General features: G+C 29.0%; 21 protein-coding genes. 7 read left to right on the plus strand and 14 right to left on the minus strand.

Features of this window, described 5'->3' with window-relative positions:
* Positions 1-110 precede the first annotated feature (110 nt).
* From CBLAS_RS04375 to murJ, 9 genes are all read right to left on the minus strand, one after another.
* Positions 111-749, minus strand: a complete 639-nt coding sequence (locus CBLAS_RS04375; protein ID WP_106870635.1) for a YggS family pyridoxal phosphate-dependent enzyme — start codon at positions 747-749, stop codon at positions 111-113.
* Positions 742-1803: an RIP metalloprotease RseP gene (rseP, locus tag CBLAS_RS04380; protein WP_106870637.1), complete on the minus strand. Its 1062-nt coding sequence runs from the start codon at positions 1801-1803 to the stop codon at positions 742-744. Before rseP ends, CBLAS_RS04375 begins: the two co-directional genes overlap by 8 nt.
* 65 nt (positions 1804-1868) lie before the next feature.
* Positions 1869-2423 carry a CDP-diacylglycerol--glycerol-3-phosphate 3-phosphatidyltransferase gene (gene pgsA, locus CBLAS_RS04385; RefSeq protein ID WP_106870539.1) on the minus strand — a complete coding sequence of 185 codons (555 nt, stop codon included), beginning with the start codon at positions 2421-2423 and terminating at the stop codon, positions 1869-1871.
* Positions 2420-3199 (minus strand): enoyl-ACP reductase, encoded by a 780-nt coding sequence (locus tag CBLAS_RS04390; protein ID WP_106870541.1) that lies wholly within the window; start codon positions 3197-3199, stop codon positions 2420-2422. Before CBLAS_RS04390 ends, pgsA begins: the two co-directional genes overlap by 4 nt.
* A complete protein-coding gene (gene dapA / locus CBLAS_RS04395; protein ID WP_106870543.1) occupies positions 3199-4095 on the minus strand; it encodes a 4-hydroxy-tetrahydrodipicolinate synthase in 897 nt (298 codons plus the stop codon). Before dapA ends, CBLAS_RS04390 begins: the two co-directional genes overlap by 1 nt.
* A 2-nt stretch (positions 4096-4097) precedes the next feature.
* Entirely contained in the window at positions 4098-5342 is a 1245-nt protein-coding gene (locus CBLAS_RS04400) for a M16 family metallopeptidase (protein WP_106870545.1), read from the minus strand.
* Between the two features lie 63 nt (positions 5343-5405).
* A complete protein-coding gene (locus CBLAS_RS04405) occupies positions 5406-7118 on the minus strand; it encodes an ABC transporter ATP-binding protein (protein WP_106870640.1) in 1713 nt (570 codons plus the stop codon).
* Positions 7115-8497 carry a cysteine--tRNA ligase gene (cysS, locus tag CBLAS_RS04410; RefSeq protein ID WP_106870547.1) on the minus strand — a complete coding sequence of 461 codons (1383 nt, stop codon included), beginning with the start codon at positions 8495-8497 and terminating at the stop codon, positions 7115-7117. The genes CBLAS_RS04405 and cysS overlap by 4 nt, the downstream gene beginning before the upstream one ends.
* The gene (murJ, locus tag CBLAS_RS04415; RefSeq protein WP_241517576.1) at positions 8484-9902 is read right to left on the minus strand and encodes a murein biosynthesis integral membrane protein MurJ; all 1419 of its coding nucleotides are present in this window, start codon (positions 9900-9902) and stop codon (positions 8484-8486) included. Before murJ ends, cysS begins: the two co-directional genes overlap by 14 nt.
* Before the next feature lie 96 nt (positions 9903-9998).
* On the opposite strand from murJ, the gene ruvA reads away from it, so the two are divergent.
* The 7 genes from ruvA to dsbI all read left to right on the plus strand — a co-directional run bounded on the left by ruvA (position 9999) and on the right by dsbI (position 16550).
* Complete coding sequence (gene ruvA / locus CBLAS_RS04420; protein ID WP_106870549.1) at positions 9999-10553, plus strand: Holliday junction branch migration protein RuvA; 555 nt, start codon at positions 9999-10001, stop codon at positions 10551-10553.
* A gap of 9 nt (positions 10554-10562) precedes the next feature.
* Entirely contained in the window at positions 10563-11588 is a 1026-nt protein-coding gene (locus tag CBLAS_RS04425; RefSeq protein WP_106870551.1) for a D-alanine--D-alanine ligase, read from the plus strand.
* 55 nt (positions 11589-11643) lie between these two features.
* A complete protein-coding gene (locus CBLAS_RS04430; protein ID WP_106870552.1) occupies positions 11644-11871 on the plus strand; it encodes a type II toxin-antitoxin system prevent-host-death family antitoxin in 228 nt (75 codons plus the stop codon).
* Positions 11861-13258 carry an alpha/beta fold hydrolase gene (locus CBLAS_RS04435; protein WP_106870554.1) on the plus strand — a complete coding sequence of 466 codons (1398 nt, stop codon included), beginning with the start codon at positions 11861-11863 and terminating at the stop codon, positions 13256-13258. Before CBLAS_RS04430 ends, CBLAS_RS04435 begins: the two co-directional genes overlap by 11 nt.
* A 3-nt stretch (positions 13259-13261) precedes the next feature.
* A complete protein-coding gene (locus CBLAS_RS04440) occupies positions 13262-14698 on the plus strand; it encodes a Mur ligase family protein (RefSeq protein ID WP_106870556.1) in 1437 nt (478 codons plus the stop codon).
* A gap of 159 nt (positions 14699-14857) precedes the next feature.
* The gene (dba, locus tag CBLAS_RS09760; protein WP_106870558.1) at positions 14858-15025 is read left to right on the plus strand and encodes a disulfide bond formation protein Dba; all 168 of its coding nucleotides are present in this window, start codon (positions 14858-14860) and stop codon (positions 15023-15025) included.
* Between the two features lie 10 nt (positions 15026-15035).
* Positions 15036-16550 carry a disulfide bond formation protein DsbI gene (dsbI, locus tag CBLAS_RS04445; protein WP_106870560.1) on the plus strand — a complete coding sequence of 505 codons (1515 nt, stop codon included), beginning with the start codon at positions 15036-15038 and terminating at the stop codon, positions 16548-16550.
* Between the two features lie 26 nt (positions 16551-16576).
* Here dsbI and CBLAS_RS04450 read toward each other — a convergent pair whose 3' ends face one another.
* Genes CBLAS_RS04450 through CBLAS_RS04470 form a run of 5 tightly spaced genes read right to left on the minus strand, consistent with a single transcriptional unit; the run spans position 16577 to position 22678 of the window.
* Positions 16577-18106 (minus strand): ABC1 kinase family protein, encoded by a 1530-nt coding sequence (locus CBLAS_RS04450; RefSeq protein WP_106870562.1) that lies wholly within the window; start codon positions 18104-18106, stop codon positions 16577-16579.
* Entirely contained in the window at positions 18087-18362 is a 276-nt protein-coding gene (locus CBLAS_RS04455; RefSeq protein WP_106870564.1) for a phasin family protein, read from the minus strand. Before CBLAS_RS04455 ends, CBLAS_RS04450 begins: the two co-directional genes overlap by 20 nt.
* A complete protein-coding gene (locus CBLAS_RS04460) occupies positions 18362-19561 on the minus strand; it encodes an acetate kinase (RefSeq protein ID WP_106870566.1) in 1200 nt (399 codons plus the stop codon). Before CBLAS_RS04460 ends, CBLAS_RS04455 begins: the two co-directional genes overlap by 1 nt.
* 2 nt (positions 19562-19563) lie before the next feature.
* Positions 19564-21087, minus strand: a complete 1524-nt coding sequence (gene pta, locus CBLAS_RS04465) for a phosphate acetyltransferase (RefSeq protein WP_241517577.1) — start codon at positions 21085-21087, stop codon at positions 19564-19566.
* The gene (locus CBLAS_RS04470) at positions 21080-22678 is read right to left on the minus strand and encodes an acyl CoA:acetate/3-ketoacid CoA transferase (protein WP_106870568.1); all 1599 of its coding nucleotides are present in this window, start codon (positions 22676-22678) and stop codon (positions 21080-21082) included. Before CBLAS_RS04470 ends, pta begins: the two co-directional genes overlap by 8 nt.
* Positions 22679-22883 lie beyond the last annotated feature (205 nt).

Here is a 22883-nt window from a genome sequence, read left to right on the forward strand (position 1 = left end):
GATGTATACAAATTTGACGGACAAGATAGATTTGATATGAATTTAACAAAACAAAGTTTTACTAAAAGAAATAGTCTTTTGAGCACCTATTGCTATATATAAAATTTAATCTATCTATACAACATACTCCCCAATCTTATCATATTTGAGCCTGATTTTATAGCAATTTCATAGTCTCCACTCATTCCCATAGAGCAAATTTTAACCCCATATTTTTGAAGATTTTGATATATTTTATATGTATCTTCAAAAGTCTTAGCTACTTTAATTTTATCATCACTATTTGCACCTATGCACATAATGCCTTGAAGGTTTAGATTTTTGCATTCTTCTTTTATTTGTAAATATGTTTCTATAGCTAAATTTGGTTCAACGCCACTTTTTGTATCTTCAAGGGCAGTGTTTATCTGAAGTAGGGTATTTAAACTAAATTTAGCCCTTTTATCTACTTCATAAGCCAACTCTAAACTACTACAACTTTGCCACAAAACAGGTTTGGTTGTAAGCATATGATTTATCTTATTTTTCTGTAAAGTTCCTATAAAATGCCATTTTAAAGGGTAGGAACTAAGAATATCTTGTTTTCTTTTTAGCTCTTGAACTCTGTTTTCACCAAAATCAATTTGTCCTTGATTGTATAGCTCTATCACCTCTTTTTCGGTTACATTTTTACTAACTGCAACTAGTTTTACTTTTTCTTGATTTGAAATTTCATCAATGTTTTCTAAAAGATTTTTTAAATTAACCATTTGCATAACCACCAAAAAGTCTAAAGAAGTCATTAAATATTGTAAAAAGCATTAATGTTACAAGACAAGCCATTCCAACATAGCTAAATGCCGCAAAAACTTTTTGCGGAACAGGCTTTTTAAATATAAGTTCATATATATTAAAAACTATATGTCCACCATCTAAAACAGGTATTGGAAATAGGTTTAAAACGCCTAAGTTTACAGATATTAGTGCTACTATTAAGAGTAAAACAGATATGCTAATTCCAGCTGCTTTTGTAGTTATATCAGCCATTGCAACTATCCCACCCATCTCTTTTACAGGAACAACACCTGTTACAAGTTTTTCAACACTTACAACTATAAGTTTTGAAGCTTTTATGGTTTCATCTAGAGCAAAACTAAATGAGTTTAAGCCTTTATTATACAAAGTTACTAAATCACCTTTTGGACCTATGCCAATTAAAGGTTTTTCTATATCTTCGCCAAAAATAGTTTTAGATTGCCCAATTTTTGGCGTTACAGAGATATTTATAATCTTTTCATCTCTTAAAATTTCAAGATTAACAGGTTCTAGCTTTACAAGTTTTTTAATGTCATCCCATTCTCTAATAGGCTTTTCATCTATACTTAAAATTTTATCATTTACCACTAAATTTGCCGAGCTTGCAGCTGAGTTTTCGCCTATATAGCCAATAGTTGGTGCAAGTTTTTCAACTCCTATATATCCAAGAGCTATGTATATAAAAAATGCTAAAATTATATTAAAAAATGGTCCTGCAAAAAGTATATAAATTCTACCTAGTGGACTTAAAGAGTTGTAGCTATCCTTATCATAGTTTTTTAAATTAGGATCTAAATCTTCTTGACCTTTTAAGCTTACATATCCACCAAGTGGAATTGAGCTAATTGCATACTCTGTGTTGCCTATTTTTTTACTATATACTTTTTCTCCAAAACCAATACTAAAAACATTAATAGCCACGCCTAGTTGTCGAGCTGCTAGGTAATGCCCCAACTCATGAAAGAATATCAAAAATGATATTGCTAAAATTGTTATAGCAAAGTGCATACCCCAATGGTTAAAAGCAAGTCCTAGGAAAAATACTACAACTAATAAATTTAGTGCTTTTTTATTCAAATTTGACCTCTATTTCTCATCTCTTTAATATATCCATTTACATACTCATACCCTGAATAAAGTGTTAAAATCACAGATATCCAAAGTAATATATCTCCACCAAACCAATCCATTGTTAAAAATCCAATAGCTATCATTTGGAAAACTGTTTTTACTTTTCCAGCCATACTAGCTGCCACATCTACATTGTCGCTAACCATTATAACCCTAAAGCCTGTTATAAAAAACTCTCTTATTAGTATAAGATAAACAGCCCATTCATTTGCCCTTCCAAGATACATAAGCCCTAAAAAGCCAGCAAGAGTTAGCATTTTATCAGCAAGCGGGTCAATTATAGCCCCAAATTTTGTAATCTGGTTCCAGCTTCTTGCTATATAGCCATCAAAAAAATCAGTCACAGAAGCTATTACAAAAACTAAAGCAGCAAAGTAGTTTACCCAACTTTGGTGAATATTAGGAAACATCGCACCAAAATTAACAAGTAAAAAGAAAAATAAAAAAGCTAAAAAGACTCTAAAAATAGCTAGTAAATTTGGTAAATTCATCATTATTTAAATGTAGTTCCCCCGTCAATTATAAGAGTATGACCTGTCATCCACGAAGCTTTATCTGAGCATATAAATAGACATGCACCAGCTAGGTCGTTTGGCTCTCCCATTCTTCCAAGAGGACTTCTTTTAGCAGTTTCATTTCTTACCTCTTCATAGTTAACAAATGCCTTTAATGCATCTGTATCAAGCGGACCTCCACTTACTGCATTGGCTCTAATGTTAAACTCGCCAAGTTCGGTTGCTGCATATCTAACCATAGCCTCAACAGCAGCCTTGCAAGTTCCATGTCCTGAGTAGTTTTCTATATATTTTAAATTTCCAGTTGATGATATTGAAATTATACTTCCACCACCAACTTTTTGCATTCTTTTTGCAGCTTCTTGTGCTCCAATTACAAATGCATTAACTGTTGCTGTAAATATGTTATTTAAACCCCTTGGTTTTAATCTCATAAATTTAGTATATCCACCAACAACAGCTCTACCTGAGATTATTGCATTTGATATAAAAAAATCAACTCTATCAAAATCTTTATCGATTTCTAAAAATAGCTCTTTGTATGTTTCTGGTTCTAATATATTTAAAGGGTATGATTTAGCTTTTATTCCATGAGTCTCTTCTAATTCTTTTTCGATATCTTTAGCTAAATCTGCATTCGAGTTATATGTAAAAGCTATATTTACACCAGCTTTTGCAAATTCTTCAATTATAGCTCTTCCTACACCTCTTGTTCCACCACTAATTACTAAAGTTTTACCTTTAAAAAAATCATTCATTAAAATCCTTTTATATTATATTGTGTTATTACTTTTTCTATATTTTTTAAATTTTCTTTACTAGGCTTGCAAAGTGGAAGCCTATATTCTAAAGTAGGGATAAGCCCTGCTATATACATTGCAGCTTTTACTGGGATTGGGTTGCTTTCACAAAACATAACCTTATTTACATTATACATATTGTCATTAATCTCTTTTGCCTTAAGGAAATCACTATCCATTGCAAAATGTGTTAAACTAGCGGTATAATCTGGTAGTAAATTTGAAGTAACTGATATAACACCTTTTCCACCATTGCTTAAAATAGGATAGTTTATAGCATCTTCTCCGCTAATTACTATAAGCCTTGGCTCATGTGCAAGTAGATCTACACATTTTTCTATATTACCACTAGCTTCTTTAACCCCATAAATATTTTCACAATCTCTAAATAATTTTATAATTGTTTCAGTGCCTATCTCACAAGCACATCTTCCTGGAACATTATATAAAAGCACAGGAATTTCTACTGAGTTTGCTATCTCTTTATAGTGAAGGTAGAGCCCTTTTTGAGTTGGCTTGTTGTAATAAGGAGTTACGGATAAAATTCCATCTGCGCCATGCTCTTGAGCAAATTTAGCAAGCCCAACTGCTTCATGAGTTGCGTTACTTCCAGCACCAGCTAAAACTTTGGTTTTTGTATTTTTGCAAACATCAACTGCTATTTCTATGCAGACTCTATGTTCATCATGAGTTAAAGTAGCACTTTCTCCTGTTGTTCCAACAGGCACAACAGCGTCAATTCCATTATCAATTTGTCTTTGAATTAATTTTGCATAAGTCTCTTCATCTAACTTATCATTTTTAATAGGAGTTACTAGTGCTGTCATCGCTCCAGTTATTATATTATTGTCCAAGTTTAATCCTTTCTTAAGATTAGAGTTGTTAGGCTATTATTTACAAAGTAGGTATTTAAAGTGTTTTTAATATCCTCTTTGTTTAGCAAAGCAATTTTTTCTTCTGTTTTTATTAAATCATCAAGTCCATCTTTTGCTATATAATTTCCAAAGATTGAAGCAGTTTTACTAGCACTATCAAAGGAGTATATTATGTCTGATTTTACACTATTTTTAATCTTTTCAAAATCATCATCTGATATATCTTTTTCTTTTTCACTTTCGAGTATTTCTAAAATTTCAGCTTTAATGCTTTCAGCTTTAATGCCTTGGTTACAAATGGCAAAAATTATAAAAAGATTTTCATCAATGCTTGAAAAATTATAAACTTCAACATTACTAGCTAGTTTTTTCTCATCAACTAAAATTTTATTTAAAATTGAACTTTTACCTTCACCTAAATACTCTCTAATAGCCTCAATCGCAGTGCTATCTTTATGTAAAAATGGTGGTATTTTATAAGCCATTGCTAAAATTTCAACTTCGCTATCTTTTTTAATATATACAAGTTTTTCACCATCTTGCTTTGGTTCATAAGTGTGCATTGTTGGTAATTCTTGTCTATTTTCAATATTTTCAAAATATTTTTTAACACTATTAAAGGCAATATCTTTTTCTATGTCACCAGAAATAACTATGAAAGCATTTTTTGGTTGGTAAAATTTACTATGAAAATCTCTAATATCTTCAATTTTCCAATTTTTAATATCATCTTTAAAACCAATTGGAGTCCAGTGGTATGGATGGTATAAAAACGCATTATTGTATAGTCTAAAAAAGAGATATCCAAAAGGATTGTTATCAGTTCTCCAAAGTCTTTCTTCTAAAACTACATCTCTTTCAGGTTGAAATTCTTCATCTTTCAAATTTAGATTTTCCATTATATCCGCATACAACTCAAGAGATTTTTCTAAATTTTCTTTGGAACATTTTATAAAGTAGTGCGTATAATCAAAGCTAGTTGATGCATTATTCACACCACCAAAACCTTTAACTATTTTATCAAATTCTCCAGCATTTCTATTTTTGGTTGATTTAAAATTTAGATGCTCTAGCATATGGGCGATACCACTTTTGCCCATTGTTTCATTTCTTGAACCAACTTTATAAAAAACATTTACGCTAATAACATTTGAGCCCAAATTTACAGGTATGTGATAGACATCTAGCTCATTTTTTAGGGTTATTTTATTAAATTCTGGTAACATAATTTCCTTTTTTAAAATAATAAGTGCATTTTATCCTAAATTAGTTTAAATACTGCTAACTACCTATAAAGTGCCTTTTAATTTTTGATAGCTAATACAGTTTTTACTTAACTCTTCTTCATCTCCAAAACCAACAACTTTTCCATCATTTATAACAGCTATATTTGTTGCGTTTTTAACAGTTGATAATCTATGTGCAATTACTATTAGAATTTTATCTTTTCTTAGTTTGTCTATAACTTCAGTAATTACACTTTCACTTTCATTATCAAGCGCAGATGTTGCTTCGTCTAATATGATGATTTGTGGATTTTTATAAAGCATTCTTGCAATTGCGATTCTTTGCCTTTGTCCACCACTTAAATTTGCACCAAATTCACTTAGTTTTGTATAAATTCCATCTTCTAATTTACTAACAAAACTATATGCATTTGCTTGCTTTAGAGCCTCCATGACTTTGTTTTCATCAAATTCTCCACTATAAGCAACATTGTTTGCAATGGTATCGTTAAATATATAAACGCGCTGGCTTACAAGGCCGATATTATCTCTTATGCTTTTAAGACTAAACTCATAAAGGTCTTGATTATTTATTAAAATATTACCACTGCTAACATCATAAAATCTTAAAAGTGCGTTTATAAGTGATGTTTTTCCGCCTCCGCTACTACCAACAAGTGCTAGCATTTCTCCTTTTTTAACTTCAAGGTTAATGCCTTTTAAAACCTCTTTCTCATCATAGCTCAACCATATATCTTGTATATTTATAGAATTTACAATTTTAGGAAATTCTTGATCTCCGCCAACTATATTTGGAACCCTGTCCATTAAATCAAATGTTCTTTCACTAGCAGCCACTGCATCTTGCATTTGATTATATATGCTAGATATTTTTTTTATAGGAGTATAAAGTAGAAAAAGAGCGGTTGCAAATGAGAAAAAGCTTCCTACTGTTAGTGTTCCATCTATAACCTCTTTACCGCCTATTATAATTACACTTGCTATACCAATTGCACCAAGTGTTTCCATTATAGGGCTTACAAGTTCGCCTATTTTAACTGATTTTAAATTTAGTTTAAAAAATTTATAATTTTCTTTTTTGAATTTGTTAAGTTCTTTTTTTTCAGCATTACTAACTTTTATAATTTCAATATTTGTGAATATTTCACTTAAATTTGAACTTATATCAGAAGTTTTTTCTTGAGATTTTTTTGATATTTTTTTAACTTTTCTTGCTAAAATGGATAATGGGTAAATGGCTATTGGAAAGACTATTAAAGCAAAAAATGCTAGCTTAGGACTTCTATAAATCACAACACCCAAAAGACCAAAAATAGTTATTGTATGCATTATAAGTTCTGGTATCATATTTGATACTATATTTCTAATTCTATCTATATCATTTATGGTTCTACTCATAAGTTCACCAGTTCTAAACTCGTTAAAAAATTTCATATCTAAGCTTATTAGGTTGTTAACAAGCTTATCTCTAAACTGCCTAACTATGTCTTGTCCGATGTATACGGTGAAGTATTTTTGCATATATCCACCGCCACCTTTTATCATATATATTATAATGATTCCATATGGTAAAATATATAAAAGCTTTTCGTTTTTTTCTACGAATATTTTATTTAAAACAGGCTCAATTAACCATGCTATTCCCGCTGTTCCAGCTGCAGCCATTATCATACCAAGTATTGCTAGTATAAATTGTACCTTATAGTTTTTTATATATGGCGCAAATCTTCTTAAGATATTTTTTACATCATTCATTTTTTCTCCCAAACAGTTCCATTTGCTGTATCCATAATGGAAATTCCCATATTACTCAACTCTTCTCTAATACTATCAGCTAATGCATAATTTTTATCTTTTTTAGCTAAATCTCTTTTTTCTATCAAGGAGTTAATTTTTGCTTTCTCATCCTGGCTTACTCCAAACTGAAAATACTCAAAACTATCAACTTCTAAAATTCCAAAAATATCTTTAACTAGCTCTAAATTTGCTAAAATTTCACCTTTTTTAGTTTTATCTTTTGGATTTTTATCAAGATAGTCATTTGATAAATTTACAAAATTATCAAGATATGAGAGCGCTAATGAAATATTTAAATCATCACTTAAAGCTGATAAAATTTCATCTTTAAAATTATTGTCAATAGTCCCAAGCTTGGATCCTAAAACCCTTTTTTTTAGTCTATAAATTTTATCAAGTCTTCTTTTTGACGCGAGTAAATCATCAATACTATAATTGAAATTTGCCCTATAATGTGAACTCATTAAATAAAATCTTAAAGCCTCACCTGGAACAAGCTTTAAAGCATCCTTTATAAAAAAGCTATTGCCTAGACTTTTACTCATTTTTTCATTATTAACTTGAACAAAGCCATTGTGCATCCAATATTTTGCTAGATCTTTATGTTCAGCACATCTGCATTGTGCCGCTTCATTTTCATGATGAGGAAAAAGCAAATCCATACCACCAGCATGTATATCAATGCTATATTTTTCATCACCACTATCAAGGTGAGTTTTAATCATAGCAACGCATTCACTATGCCAACCAGGGCGACCTTTTCCAAATGGAGCTTCATACCAATTTTCATCAAATTTCCAAAGCGCAAAATCTTTATCATCTTTTTTGTCACTACAGCTTTTAACTCTTGCTATATTTAACTCATCTTTTTTACCGCTAAGACTTAAGTATCTATCATCTTTTGAGGTATCAAAATATACTCCATCGTTAGTTATATATGCAATCTCTTTTTTAAGCAAGGTTTTTATATAAGATATTATACTTTCTAAATTTTCAGTAGCTTTTGGTTCAATAGTGGCTCTTTTAATGTTTAATTTTTCCATATCGCTTAGATAGCTATCTATATAAAAATTAGTTATCTCCTTCAAGCTTTTACCATTTTCTTTCATTTTGTTTAGTATTTTATCATCAATATCGGTAAAGTTTTTAACAAATTTGACATTGTATCCAAGTGCACTTAGTGTTCTCCAAAGTAAATCAAAGCTAATGCTACTTTTAGCATGTCCTAAATGTGCATCATCATAAACTGTTGGACCGCACACATAGATACTTACAATATCATCTTTAATCGGTTCAAATTTCACCTTTTTTTTTGAAACACTATCAAATATATGCATATAATATTTCCTTAAATAACCAAAGTATTAAAATTTCAATTAGACAAATTGCTATAATTAAAGTTATTTTTTTAAGATTAATTATAGCTAAAAAATTGCCAAAGCCAAACTCTTTTATATTTCTATAAAAAAGGTAGCTTCCACCAATAGAACTAGCAAGTGCAAGCCCACTAACTCCAAAAGGCTTGATCAAAATAGCACAACTAATTAAATTTATAATTAGTGTTTGGATTGTGATTTTTGCTGCTATGTTTTGTTTCATTTTTGCATATAGCCAGAGTGAAAAAATTTTAGCTAAACCAAATGGCAAGAGTCCTATCATATACATATTTAAAACCTTTGCCGAGTTTAGTGTGTCTAGGGATGTAAACTCACCTCTTTGAAAAAGTATATAAATAATCTCCTTGCTAAGCATTACTCCACCAATTGTGCTAAACAGAAGTAATCCAAACAAAAAATGAAAGCTTTTTGACAAAAGATCAAGGGCTAGTTTGTCATTACCTGCTTTTATCTGTTTGCTTATTTTAGGAAATAAAGCAGTTGATAGGGCTATGGCAAACAAAGCTAGTGGAAGCTGAAAAATTCTATTTGCATAATACAAATAGCTGATGCTACCAAATGCTAAAAAACTAGCAAACCAAGTGTCTATAAAAGCTCCAACTTGGGCCGTGCTTGACCCAACTACACCATGAAAAAAGTTTTTATAAAAACCTTTTGTATCAGCTTTTTTACCATTTTTTAAACCCTTAAAACCACCAACTATAACTCTTAGCATCCCTGTATATTTTAAGGCTAAAATATGGACAAAAGCTTGCAAAATTCCACCAACCACAACTCCATAGCTAAGGTATAAAACTGAAATTTCTTTTGATTTATCTTTTGCTAGGATAAGCGAAATTATCATAGATATATTTAATAAAGCAGTAGAAAAAGCAGTTGTAGCAAAGTGTGATTTGTATTGCAATAAAGAGGCAAAAAGAGTAACTAAAAATATAAAAACTAAATACCAAAAATTTATTTTTACATATGGAACTGCCATATCTATGGTATTTTTATCAAATCCAAATGCTATTAGTTTTGTAAAAAAAGGAGCAAAAATATTCACTATAAGGGTTAAAAAAACTATAAAAACTAAAAATCTAAGCAAAACACTTGCACTAAAAAGTGACTTCTTTTTGGCTGCTACAAATCCAGGAAGAAAAGCTTGAGTAAAGGCACCTTCCCCAAAAAGTCTTCTAAATAGGTTTGGCAACTTAAATGCTATAAAAAATATATCACTATAAACACCTGCGCCAAGGACGTTAGCCGTAATAAGATCTCTTATAAAGCCTAGTATTCTTGAAAATAAAATACCAAAGCTATTTGTAAAAAATCCTTTTAAAAATTTAAATTTCTTAAGTATCAAAAACTATCTCACAATCGCTATTTATATAAAGTAAAGTATAATTGTATTATAATCTTGCTTATTTTAAAGTTTAAAACTAAAGAAAGAGATATATTTATGATAGTAGCAGTTGAAGGGATTTTAGTAAAAAAAGAACCAGGCTTTGCTGTTTTAAAAACAAATGGCGGAGTAAGTTATGGTGTTATTATCTCTTTAAATTGTAGCTCAAGATTAGAAGAGGGTAAAAAAACAGAACTTATAATAACCCATATTTTAAGAGAAGATGCAAATTTGCTATATGGATTTTTAGATGTAAAAGAGCAAAAAATGTTTGATTTATTGCGCAAGGTTAGTGGAATAGGCCCTGCTACTGCCATGGCAGCTTGCTCTAGCCTTCAAGCAGATGTTTTTGTAAGCGCTATAGTAAATGGAGATATTGATACTATAAAAAGTGTTCCAGGCATAGGCCCAAAGACAGCTAGGAAGATTGTAGCAGAGTTAAGCGATGCAAAATTAGACATTGAAGACAGTGAGCCAAGTTATAAAAATGAAGCAATCCTAGCACTTGAAAGTTTAGGCTTTAAAAAAGATAAAATTTTAAAAGTTTTATCAACTTGCAAATCAACAAACACACAAGAGCTTATAAGAGAAGCTTTAAAAAAATTAGGATAAGGAAAGTTAATGCAATTAGGTTTAATATTTGGTGGCGAAAGTTATGAACATGAAATTAGTATAGTATCAGCAGTAACCCTAAAAGGTGTTTTTAAAAATAAATTAACCTATATTTTTTGTGACAAAGATAGAGATTTTTATCTAATTGAAGAAAAAAATATGAAAGCTACATATTTTAGTTCATTTGAATATAAAAAAGCCAAACAAATAACTCTTAGAAAAGATGGTTTTTTCATAGATGGTAGATTTTCAAAAACAAAGGTCGAAACTGATGTGTATATCAATCTTATACATGGAAAAGATGGCGAAGATGGCAAACTAGCGTCTTTATTTGAGTTTTTTAATATAAAATTTATAGGCACAAGAACCCAGAGTGCAGTGCTTAGTTATAATAAAGTTTTAACAAAAGCATTAGCACAAATGGCAAATGTTAAAACATTAAAATATGAAGTTATAAAAAAAGGAGATATTCCAACACTTAAATATCCTTATATCTTAAAACCAGCAACTTTAGGAAGCAGTATAGGTATATCTATAGTAAAAAATCAAAATGAGCTTGAATATGCCTTAGATAGCGTTTTTGAATATGATGATGTAGTTTTGGTTGAGCCTTTTATTGAAGGAATTAGCGAGTATAATTTAGCAGGATGCCAAATAGATGATAAAACTATATATTCTATAATAGAAGAACCAAAGAAAAGTGAATTTTTAGATTTTGATCAAAAATATCTAAGTTTTTCTGGAAATTCTAGTGTAAATAAAGCAAATTTAAGTGAGAGTTTAACACAACAACTAAAAGATGCATTTAAATCAATTTATAGTTGTGGCTTTGAAGGAAGTCTTATAAGGTGTGATTTTTTCGTGCAAGATGGTGTTGTTTATTTAAATGAGATTAATACAAATCCAGGAAGTCTTGCATACTATCTTTTCGATGATTTTGAAAGTGTGGTATTTGATTTAGCAAAGAGCCTTAAGGATTATAAGAAAATAGATATAAATTATAAATATATACAAGATATATCTGTAAATAAGTAAAATTTAACAAATAATATGTTAAATTATATGTATTATTTTACATAAAAGAGTTTATATGGCAAGTTTTAAACAAAATGAGATATTTACAGCCACAGAAGTAGTTAGAAATTTTAGCTCAGTTTTAACAAAGGTAAGTAGTGAAGAGCTAAAAAAAGCTGTGATAGTAAAAAATAATAAATTTGAAGCTGTTATTTTGGGTATGAAAGAATACGAAAGGCTGGAAAAAGCTGTAGAGCTTTTAAATATTGTCTATTCGCAAAAAAGGCAAAAAGATGGCGATTAGAGAGATAAAATATCATGGCAAAAATTACAAAATTAGCTATGAAATTATAAATAATCAATTTAGCGATTATATATTGATAATACATGGTTGGGGAGCCAATAAAGAGATAATGGTAAAGGCCTTCTCTAAGCACTTTAAAAACATTAAACAAGTTTATATTGATTTGCCTGGGTTTGGAAAGAGTAATATCCATGTGCCATTAAATACAAAAGAGTATAAAAACATAGTAGAAAATTTTATAAATTCGCTTAAAACTAAGCCAAAAATCATAATGGGACATAGTTTTGGTGGAAAAGTTGCTACTCTTTTAAATCCTGAAAATTTAGTTTTATTGAGCACTGCTGGTATAGTTGAGAAAAAATCAATTATTGTTAGGCTTAAAATAGCAATTTTTAAGGTATTTAAAGCATTGGGATTTGGCAAGCTATATACTCTATTTGCTACTAAAGATGTAGCTGGAATGGATAGAGTTATGTATGAAACCCTAAAAAATGTTGTAAACGAGGATTTTAAAAATATATTTGCAAAACATAGTGGAAATACTCTTATATTTTGGGGTGAATCAGACAAAGCTGTATCTTTAAAAAGTGGAGAGTTAATCCATAGACTTATTAAAAAAAGTCAATTTTATCCACTAAGTGGAGACCATTTTTTCTTTCTTTTACATGCCAAATTTATAGTAGATAAAATAGGTGAAAATATCAAAAATATAGATAAAAAAAGTGTATCTATGCAAGCTTTTGATGAGCTTGATGAGATCTCCGAAATAGGGGAAGTATTTACTAGAAAAACAAAGAAAAAAAATCAACCCGAAAAAGTAGAAGATGATTTAAAAGCAAAAGATGTAAAAACTGAAGATCAAAAAAATATTGATATTTCAGAAAAAAATATAAATGTTGCCATTCAGGAATTTTCATATAATAGCGAAAAAGATAGTCTTGAAGAAGATATTGAGCTAGCAATTAGTAGTGCAGAAAAACCAAAAATAGATAAAAATTTTATTAAAAATCCAATAGACAAATATAAAGATTTAGATGAAATTTCTGAAGTAGGTGAAGTATTTACTAGAAAGCCAAAAGAAAAAGATAAAAATTTTGATACTGCAAAAGAATTATCTAAAGATTTAGCTTTTAATGAATATCCGTTTAAAGATGAAAAAATAGATAAAGAAGATAGTAAAACGCACAAGCAAATAGAGCAAACATCTATAAAAGATGAAAAAAAAGAATCTGATGCTTCAAATAGAAATTTAAATGAAAAAAATAAAGAGAAAATAGACAACAAGAACGATATGGACAACAAGCCAAAAGTAAAAAGTTTCACTGAAATTTACAAAGAAAGATTAAAAAAGTCTTTTAAAGTAAAACAAAAAGAAAGTAAAGTATAAAACATGGAAATAGTTATTTTTATATCACATATAGTTTTTATGTTAACAATTGGTTTTTACTTTATAACGTCGCTACAGTGGTTTTCATACAAGATTGAAAGAGTTATATTTCACTATACAAAACCTGCTTGGCATATAAGATTTTTAGCCTTACCAATTGCTTTATATTTTATATTTTTGTATGTAAATTCACTATTTTTCCTTATATATTTATATTTTTTACAAATACCATCTTTATATCTTTGGTATAAAAATCTTGATAAAAAATTAGTATTTACATCTCGTGTTAAAAGATTTTTTATTATTTTGTTTTTAACAACTATTTTTATTGATATTTTAATGTTTAATAAAGTTTCTTTACTTCCAGTTTTTATACCATTAATTTTAACACTTATTATAAGTTTTTCTTATGAAAAATATCAATTTTTACTTTATAAAAGGCAAGCCTTAAAAAAATTAAAAGATATGCCTAATTTAAAAATTATACAAATAACTGCAAGCTATGGCAAAACTAGCATTAAAAATTTCTTGTATCAAATTTTAAAAGATGATTTTATTTGCTATAAAACACCAAGAAGCGTAAATACTTTAGCAGGTTTAATAAAAGATATCAATGATAATCTATTAAATAATACGCAAATTTATATAGCTGAAGCAGGGGCTAGAGTTAGTGGCGATATAGATGAAATAACAAAATTTCTTAACCCACAAATTATAGTTGTTGGCGAAATAGGGGAACAGCATATAGAGTATTTTAAAACAATTGAAAATGTTAGAAACACAAAGCTTGAAGCACTAAATTCTAGTAGATTAGAAAAAGCTTTTTTACATAGCTCTACATTAAAAAAGAGCTTTGATAAAATAACCATTTATGATGAGAATTTAAAAAATGTTAAATCAACATTAGATGGATTGAATTTTGATTTAGAATTTGATAAAACTTATACATTTAAATCTTTAATTCTAGGTAAATTTAACGCTTCAAATTTGGCTGCGTGTATACATATAGCACATTACTTAGGCATTGATGTAGAAATAATTAAAAAAAGAGTTTTAGATATTCAAAGCGTAGAACATAGATTACAAAAGATTCAAAATGATAAAAAATTTATAATTGATGATAGCTTTAACGGTAATTTTAAAGGGATGAGTGATAGCTATGAATTGGTTAGCAGTTTTAAAGGAAGAAAAGTTATAGTCACTCCAGGTATAATAGAAAGCACAGAAGATGATAATATAAAATTAGCAAAAATAATTAATGAAAAATTTGATTTTGTAATCGCTACAGGCGACTTAAATGCTAAAATCTTTAAAGAAAATATAGATAGTGATAAGTTATTTATACTAGAAAATAAGTCTAACTTAGTAGGTGCTTTAGCAGAAAAAACTAAAGAGGGAGATTTAATACTATTTTCCAACGATGCTCCAAATTTTATATAACTTAAATATAAAGACATCTTTAATATTTTAAACAAAATTAAAGAAAAATGGTAGTGTTTTTAAATTGTTTTAATTATTTTTATTGTAAAATGAGAATAATATTTATTATTATACAAATCTATTTAATAGTAAATATTTAAACAATTTTAAAGGATAAGGATGGAGTTTTTACAACTACTACTGATTTTGGTTAGCATAATAATTATTATACTAAAACCTAAACAAGAAAAATTAGCATTCACTATACTCGTGGTATCTTGGATTTTTATGATTTATTTTTACATTGGACACAAGTCAGGTGGCTTGTTAACCAATATGAATCTATAAAAGGCATAGTATGAGTGAATTGAGAAAAACAAAACTTTTTTATGGTTTAATGTGCGCTGCAGGATTTTTAATAATACTTCTGCCTGTTGGTATAGCAAATTTCTATTTTGGCTATATTTTAAAAGATAGTCCTTGCACGCTTTGTTGGGGACAAAGAGAAGCTATGATATTTATAGGTGTTATGGCTCTTTTTATAGTTCGTTATGGAATGAAAGCTAGATATGTTGCTATGCTTTTAATAATGACAGCTTTTGGGCTTTGGCAGTCTTTTGCCCACTATGGAAATCATGCTCATAGAGACCTTGATCAAGGATTTGGACTTGCAGTTTTTGGGATTCATACATATTTTTGGGCTGAAGTTGTTTTTTGGGCTGTTGTGCTTTTACTTGGTATTATATTTTTCTTTGCACCCAAATTTGAATCTATAAATGATGAAGTTGGTAAAGATGGATATAGAGAACTTAAAAAACCAGCTTTAATAGCTTTTATAGTATCGGCTATAATTATTGCTTCAAACCTATTTCAGGCATTTGTAAGCACAGGACTTCCTCCGCATTATGGACAGGGTGATCCTGTTCGTTTTACGCTAAATAAAAAATATATTATTTGGGATGATTCAGGCTATAAAAATCATTTTAAAAAAATATCTTTTTTAGGAAAAAGAGATGTTAAGGCACCTGATTATGCTTTTGCACCAGCTAGTAAAAAATTAGGTGTGGTTTTTGATAATAACCCAAGCAATGCTCCTTTAAATATAGATAATTTTCTTGAAATAACAAATAAAGAAATTTTAAATTTTGATAAACCTATAAATTCAATTGATTACATCAGAGGTGAATTTGTAATTAGCTCAAAATGGGAAGTTTTCTTTGCAGATAGTAACTTTAAGACAACTAGATATTTCCAACTTGATCCATATTTTTCAGCAACTATAGATCCTATAATTGGCATTGTTCCATTTATGGATGATAAATATATGCTAATGGGTTCTAATAAAACATTTTTAAGATTTGCTAAAAACGATAATGCAGATGAAACTTTACAATATGCTGATTTTATCAAAGGTAATGATAAATTTGAAGGTCAAGGTAAAAATCTTGGTCGTGGTAGAGTTGATACTGTTAGGTCCAAATTCCACCATATAGCAAGTGTTACTACTGATGGAAAATACATATATATGGCAACTGTTCCTAATAATAAAAATAGCAAAGATTTTGTTATATCTAAAATTTTAGCAAGTGATAGAATGCTTTCAGGAGAATTTACACCAAAGGCTAATCTAAAAGACGGTAAAACATTAGGCGATTTATATATAACTTCTATGCTTTATAATGACGGTAAAATTTTTGCTCTTAGCAAAAATCATAATGTAATTGTTATTATAGATTTAGCAAGGGAAGAGATTATAGAAACTATATCGTTTCCAAGTGAAATTAAAAACGCAAGAAGTCTTTTTATAAAAGATAATATGTTAAATATACTATCATATCAAGATGGTAAAAACATACTTTATACTCTAAGATAGATGATAGAGCCCAATCTGGGCTTTATCTATTTTCTATACAGTAGTTTTAACACACCAATTATAAAAATAAAAGATGAAAATAGTATCAAGTCCTTATCATAAATAAGCATAAAAAAAGATATAAATATTAAAACTAAACTAAAAATTATAGAGTTTATTTGCTCATCAATAGCTTTTTTAAAGTAGCTAAGTTGAAGTTTGGAAAGTTCAACCTCTAATTCCCCTTGACCTATTTTATAAAATGTATTTTTGAAATTTTCAATATTATCAGGAATTTGCGTTAGCTCATCTATGAGTGTTTCAACTAAGGTATCTTTTGCCCCAAAAGCTCTTGGAATATTTTTGGTAAGTATAGGAAGAATGTCTTTTATTCCATTAAAATTCTCTATATATGTTGTCCCAAGTCCTTCTATAATAGCACTAACTCTAAGGATGTATATTGCTTCTGCTGGAAGTTTAAAAGGAAATTTTCTAGTATTTTGCATTAGTTCTTCCATCAGCTTTTGCATATTAGAACTACTTAAAGCGTCATTAGAAAAAATTTCAAAAACTCTTTCTACAAATTCAGCAAGTAATACGTTTGGCGTCTCATAAGCAGATATTCCAAGCTTTTTAGATGCTGCTATATATTTTATGTAATCTTGGTTATTTGCAGCCTGTAAAAGTGATATTATAGCAAGTCTAGTCTCATTTGGGACAGTTTTAACCATTCCAAAATCAAGAAGTATAACCTCTGAGTTTTTATTTACTAAAACATTTCCGGGGTGTGGGTCTGCATGAAAATATCCATTTATAAGCATCTGTTCAACATAAGATAGAACTAAAATATTTATAGCTTTTTTAATATCAATATTGTATTTTTTTATATTTTTTCTATCATCAAACCTAAACCCCTCTTCAAAACTCATAACAAGCATACTCTCGTTGCAATACTCTTTATATATATTTGGAGTTTTAATATCTAAGTTTTTATATATTTTTTTAAATTTTTCTAAATTTAAAAGCTCAATTCTCATATTTACTTCTTTAATAATAGTATCAGAAAATTCACTTATAACTGCTTCAAGCGAGTTTTTAGTATAGTGAGAAAAAAGCGGTTTAAATAAACTATTAAGAGTATTTATAATTGTAATATCAGTTTTTACTTGTTTTTCGATCCCAACTCTTCTTAGTTTAACAGCTACCTTTGTGCCATCTTTTAAATATGCTTCGTGAACTTGTCCAATAGAGGCTGCTGCAATAGGAGTTGTGTTAAAAGTTTTAAATTTAGAAATATCAAATTTAGATAACTCAACTTTACTCATAGGTGGCAATTCATCATGTATTTTTTTAAGTTCATTTAGATATTTAGATGAGAAAAAGTCACTTCTAGTTGCTAAAACTTGAGCTAGTTTTATAAAACTAGCTCCAAGACTGTTTATATATAAAGATATTTTTTCTGCTTTAATTGGTTTAATAAAAAAGATAGAATCTTTTTTTCTAATAAGCAGAAAAAAAGTTAGTAGAAGATGAAAAATATTCCAAATTCTTATAGGGTTATAGGAATTTCTTCTCAATTTTTTCCTCTAAAGCTTTTATATCATCTTTTGTAGCTATGTTAAATTCTTCAATTAACTCTTTAATGAACTTTTTCTTAGCATCACAATGTTTGCTGTGTTCTTCTTCTCCCTTATTATAAAGATTTTTTAAAAAATCTTTACTATCTTCTTTACTAATTTTACCTTTTTCTTCCAAAGCTTTTAGCTCTTTTTCAATTCTTTCTTTAGCTTCCAAAAAGCCACCAAGTCCTATATAAAATAGATCTTTAAACATCATTTACTCCTTTTTAATAGTTCTTTTGTCTCTATTGCAATTGCAAGTTCTTCATTTGTAGGAACAACTAAAGCTTTTATTGGTGAGTTTTGTTTTGTTATATATCTTGTTTTATTGCTTTGAAGATGATTCAAATCATTATCTAGCTCTATTCCAAAATGAGAAATAGCGTTGCACACATCATTTCTTAACAGCGAAGAGTTTTCTCCAACTCCTGCTGTGAATATTATAGCATCAAGTTTGCCTATAAGTGCATAATAAGCACCAATATATTTTACAATTCTTCTTATATACATTTTATAAGCAAGTAGACATCTTTCAGAGTTGTTTTTTATGCCTTCTTTGATTTTCCTTACATCGCTTGTTCCAGCAATACCTAAAAGCCCACTTTTTTTGTTTAAAATATCATCAATTTCATCTAATGTTTTCCCATCTTGCGTGGCAATGTATGATAAAACAGTCGGATCAATATCCCCACTTCTTGTTCCCATCATAAGCCCCTCAAGAGGAGAAAGCCCCATGGATGTATCTATGCTTTTTCCATTTTTTATAGCAGTAGCACTTGCGCCATTGCCTATATGAAGTGTTATAGCATTAAAATTATCTATATTAACCCCCATGAAATTTGCAGCTAATTCGCTTGCATATTTATGCGAGGTTCCGTGAAAGCCATATTTTCTAATATCATATTTTTCATAGTACTCATAAGGAATTGCATATAAATAGGCCTCTTTATCCATTGTTTGATGAAATACAGTGTCAAAAACCGCAACATTTAGAACGCCTTTTGCCTCCTCAAGAGCACTTTTTATACCCTCTAACGCACCTGGATTATGAAGAGGTGCTAAGGGTATAACTTCTTTAATAAGTCTAATAGCTTCATCATCAATTATAACCGAGTTTTTAAATGTTTTGCCACCATGAACAACTCTATGACCTATACCATCAACCTCATTCATACTGTTTAAAACACCAGCTTTTTTGAGCATAGCATTGATTATCTCTACAGCATCATGGTGATCTTTTATATATGTTATCTTTTCTGTAAGTCTATTTGTTTTTAAAACTTTTATTTTGGCTTGAGAATGCTCATTTCCTATCTCTTCTATAAGTCCAATTGCTAAACTACTATTGTTGTTCATATCAAAAACTTGAAATTTAATTGAGCTACTGCCTGCGTTTAAAACTAAAATTTTCATTGCTATTTCCTTGCTTGAATGGCGCTCATAAGCACCGTATTTACTATATCTTCTACTTTACAACCTCTACTTAAATCATTAATTGGCTTTTTAAGTCCTTGAAGTAAAGGTCCAATGGCAACAGCATTTGCTGTTCTTTGAACTGCTTTATAGGCTATATTTCCAGAGTTAAGATCAGGAAATATAAATACATTTGCATTGCCTGCAACTTTGGAATTTGGCATTTTTTTACTAGCCACAACTTCATCAACCGCAGCGTCAAATTGAATAGGTCCGTCTATCAGCTCATTAGGCAGTTTCTCTTTAGCCAAAAGTGTAGCCTCTTTTACCAAATCAACACTTTTTCCAAATCCACTATCTAAAGTTGAATAGCTAAGCATTGCAACTTTTGGATCCATTTTAAACGATTTAGCTGTATCTATACTAGCTATAACAGAATCAACTAGTTGCTCTATATTTGGATCTTGAACAATGGCACAATCAGCAAAAAGGTATACTTTTGTATCTAAGCAGATAAAAAATGATCCACTTACAGAGCTTATTCCTGGTTTTGTTTTTATAATCTGTAAAGCAGGGCGGATAGTATCTGCAGTAGTTCCATCAGCACCACTTACAACAGCCTCAGCTTTTCCTGTATACACAAGCATAGTTGCAAAATAGTTTCTATTTTTAACACTATCCTTTGCTTTTTGCAGATCAACACCTTTATGTTTTCTAAGTTCATAAAATATATTTGCAAACTCATCCAAAAGGGTATTTTTTTCATTATCAATAATTTCTGCGCTTGATAAATCAAGTTTTAAATCACTAGCCTTTTTAGCTACATCCTCTTCTTTGCCAAGAATTATTAGCTTTACAGCTTTAGATTTTAGTAGTATATCTGCAGCCTTTAAGATTCTTTCATCATTTCCTTCTGGTAAAACTACTATTTTTAAGTTATTTTTAGCTTTTTTAAAAAGATCATATTCAAATTTAACAGGTGTAGTTATATTATTTTTGTAGCTGATTAAATTTTCTATTAAAATATTTTGATTTAAGCCGTTAAGAGTAAAACTATCACCATTTTTAAAATATATCTTATCATCACTTATATAGCCTAAATTTTCAACACTATATTTTTTGCATTTAATATTATGAAATTTAAATAATTTAGAAGATTGATAGTCACCAATTATAGGTATATTTAAATCTTTTGCTATTGTGGAGTTTATTTCAAAACTATCAAGATAGGAAATTTTTACGCCAAGAACTATAACTAAATCACTTAGCTCTAAAAGCTCTTCATATCTTTTTATTATCTTTTTTCTAATCTCTTTTTTATTTTCATCTAAAATATACTCTTCAAACTCCTCAGCACTCAAACAAGAGTTTAAATTTACACTACAACCTGTTTCAATAGGTGCAAAAAAAGCTATTTTTTTATAACTATCTTGCAGTAATATTTTTAATATATCTAAATTTTTAAGATTAAGCCTATCACTATAAATAGGCATATAAAGCAATCCTTGTTTCTTTATATCACTCATTGTTTTCCTTGTTTGTAGTTTTTAAAAAATAGTCTCTTATATAACCACTTTTTGTATCAAAAATAAACTTTGGCATTAGTTTTATATCATCAGCATTTTTTATATATGGCTTAAAACCCATTTGATCTAAGATATCTTTTTCTAGGTTAATTCCTGGAGCTATTTCTATAAGCTCTAAACCACCTTTATCTCTTAGTTTAAATACTGCTCTTTCGGTTATAAATAAAACTTCTTGATTTTTATATAATGAATCTTTAGCATTAAATGTTATTTGTGAAACCTCATCTATAAATTTTTTAATCTGACCTTCGCTATTAATTTTTATAGCATTATTTTCTACAAAAACTTCAAGTCCTTTTGCTGTAAATGATCCACAAAAAACAAGTTTTTTAGAATTTTGTGTTATATTTATAAAGCCACCTGGCCCAACAACTCTTTTTCCAAGTTTACTAACATTGCAATTACCATTTTTATCTATCTCACCTAGACCTAAAAACGCTACATCAATACCCCCGCCATCTATAAAATCAAATTGTGATTCATGATTTATCATGGATTCAAAATTATATGAAGCAGGGAAGTCTTTACCAGATGAGCTAAAGCCACCATAAATTCCTAAATCAGATATCATTGTCATTTCATCTGTAATTTTTTCTTCAAAGGCTATTAGGGATATTAGTTCAGGTACTCCAATGCCAAGTTTAACAACATCATCTTTTTTTATCTCTAGTGTCGCTCTTTTTGCTATTATTTTTTTAATATCAAGTGGAATATTTGGTATTTTAATCTCACTTAATGGCACTCTTTTTTCTCCGCTAAAAAGTGGATTATAAACTGTTCCCATAGTTTGCATAGATTTTTCTTTTGGGGCTACTACTATATAATCAACATATTGTGATGGAACCTCTACACTTTTAGGGTTAAATGTTCCATATTCAACAATCTCTTCAACTTGAAATATTGTTATCCCGCCAGAGTTTTTAGCTGCTTGCGCCATTGATCTTGCTTCTAAAATTAAAGGCTCTTTGTTGTAAAAAATATTACCTTTTGTATCAGCATATGTTGCTTTTATAATGGCAACATCGACAGGAAATTTTTTGTAAAATAGCCATTTTTCATTATCGATTTCTATTAACTCAACTAAGTTTTCTTTAATATCTTGATTTTCTTTACCACCTTCAAGCCTTGGATCAACAAAGGTATTTAAACCAATTTTTGTAATTACTCCTGGAGAATTTCCTGCAATATGTCTAAACATATTAGCTATAACACCTTGCGGAAATAGATATGTATCTATCTTTTTATCTTCTATTAATTTATTAAATTTAGGTGCCAATGCTATATGGCTTGTAATTAGTTTTTTGGTTAGCCCTTCGTACGCAAAGTGGTTTGTGCCTTTATCTTTACTATCTCCACATCCACAACTATGCACTATAGTTAGATTTTTTGGCGATGAGTGTTTGATAAATCTTTTTTCAATTTCATCAGCTATGTATTCTGCAAAGCCTATCATACCAGCTGCTGTAAAACATACAACATCTTCATCTTTTATAAGATTAGCAGCTTTACTTGCTGAAATAAGTTTATCCATATTTTCCTCACTAATATATTAAAGTAATAATTTAGAATATCTAATATAGTATAATCTGTAGCTTAATAAATAAATTAAATTTTAAATATAGGTTTGAAAAATATAAAATTTGATACAAATTTACACAGCATAATATTTATAGATTACTATAAAAAAGATTTTTAGCTCATTTATACTTTTTTTGATATAATAAAAAAATTTCCAA

This window comes from Campylobacter blaseri (assembly GCF_013201895.1).
In the GTDB taxonomy this organism is placed as follows: domain Bacteria; phylum Campylobacterota; class Campylobacteria; order Campylobacterales; family Campylobacteraceae; genus Campylobacter_B; species Campylobacter_B blaseri.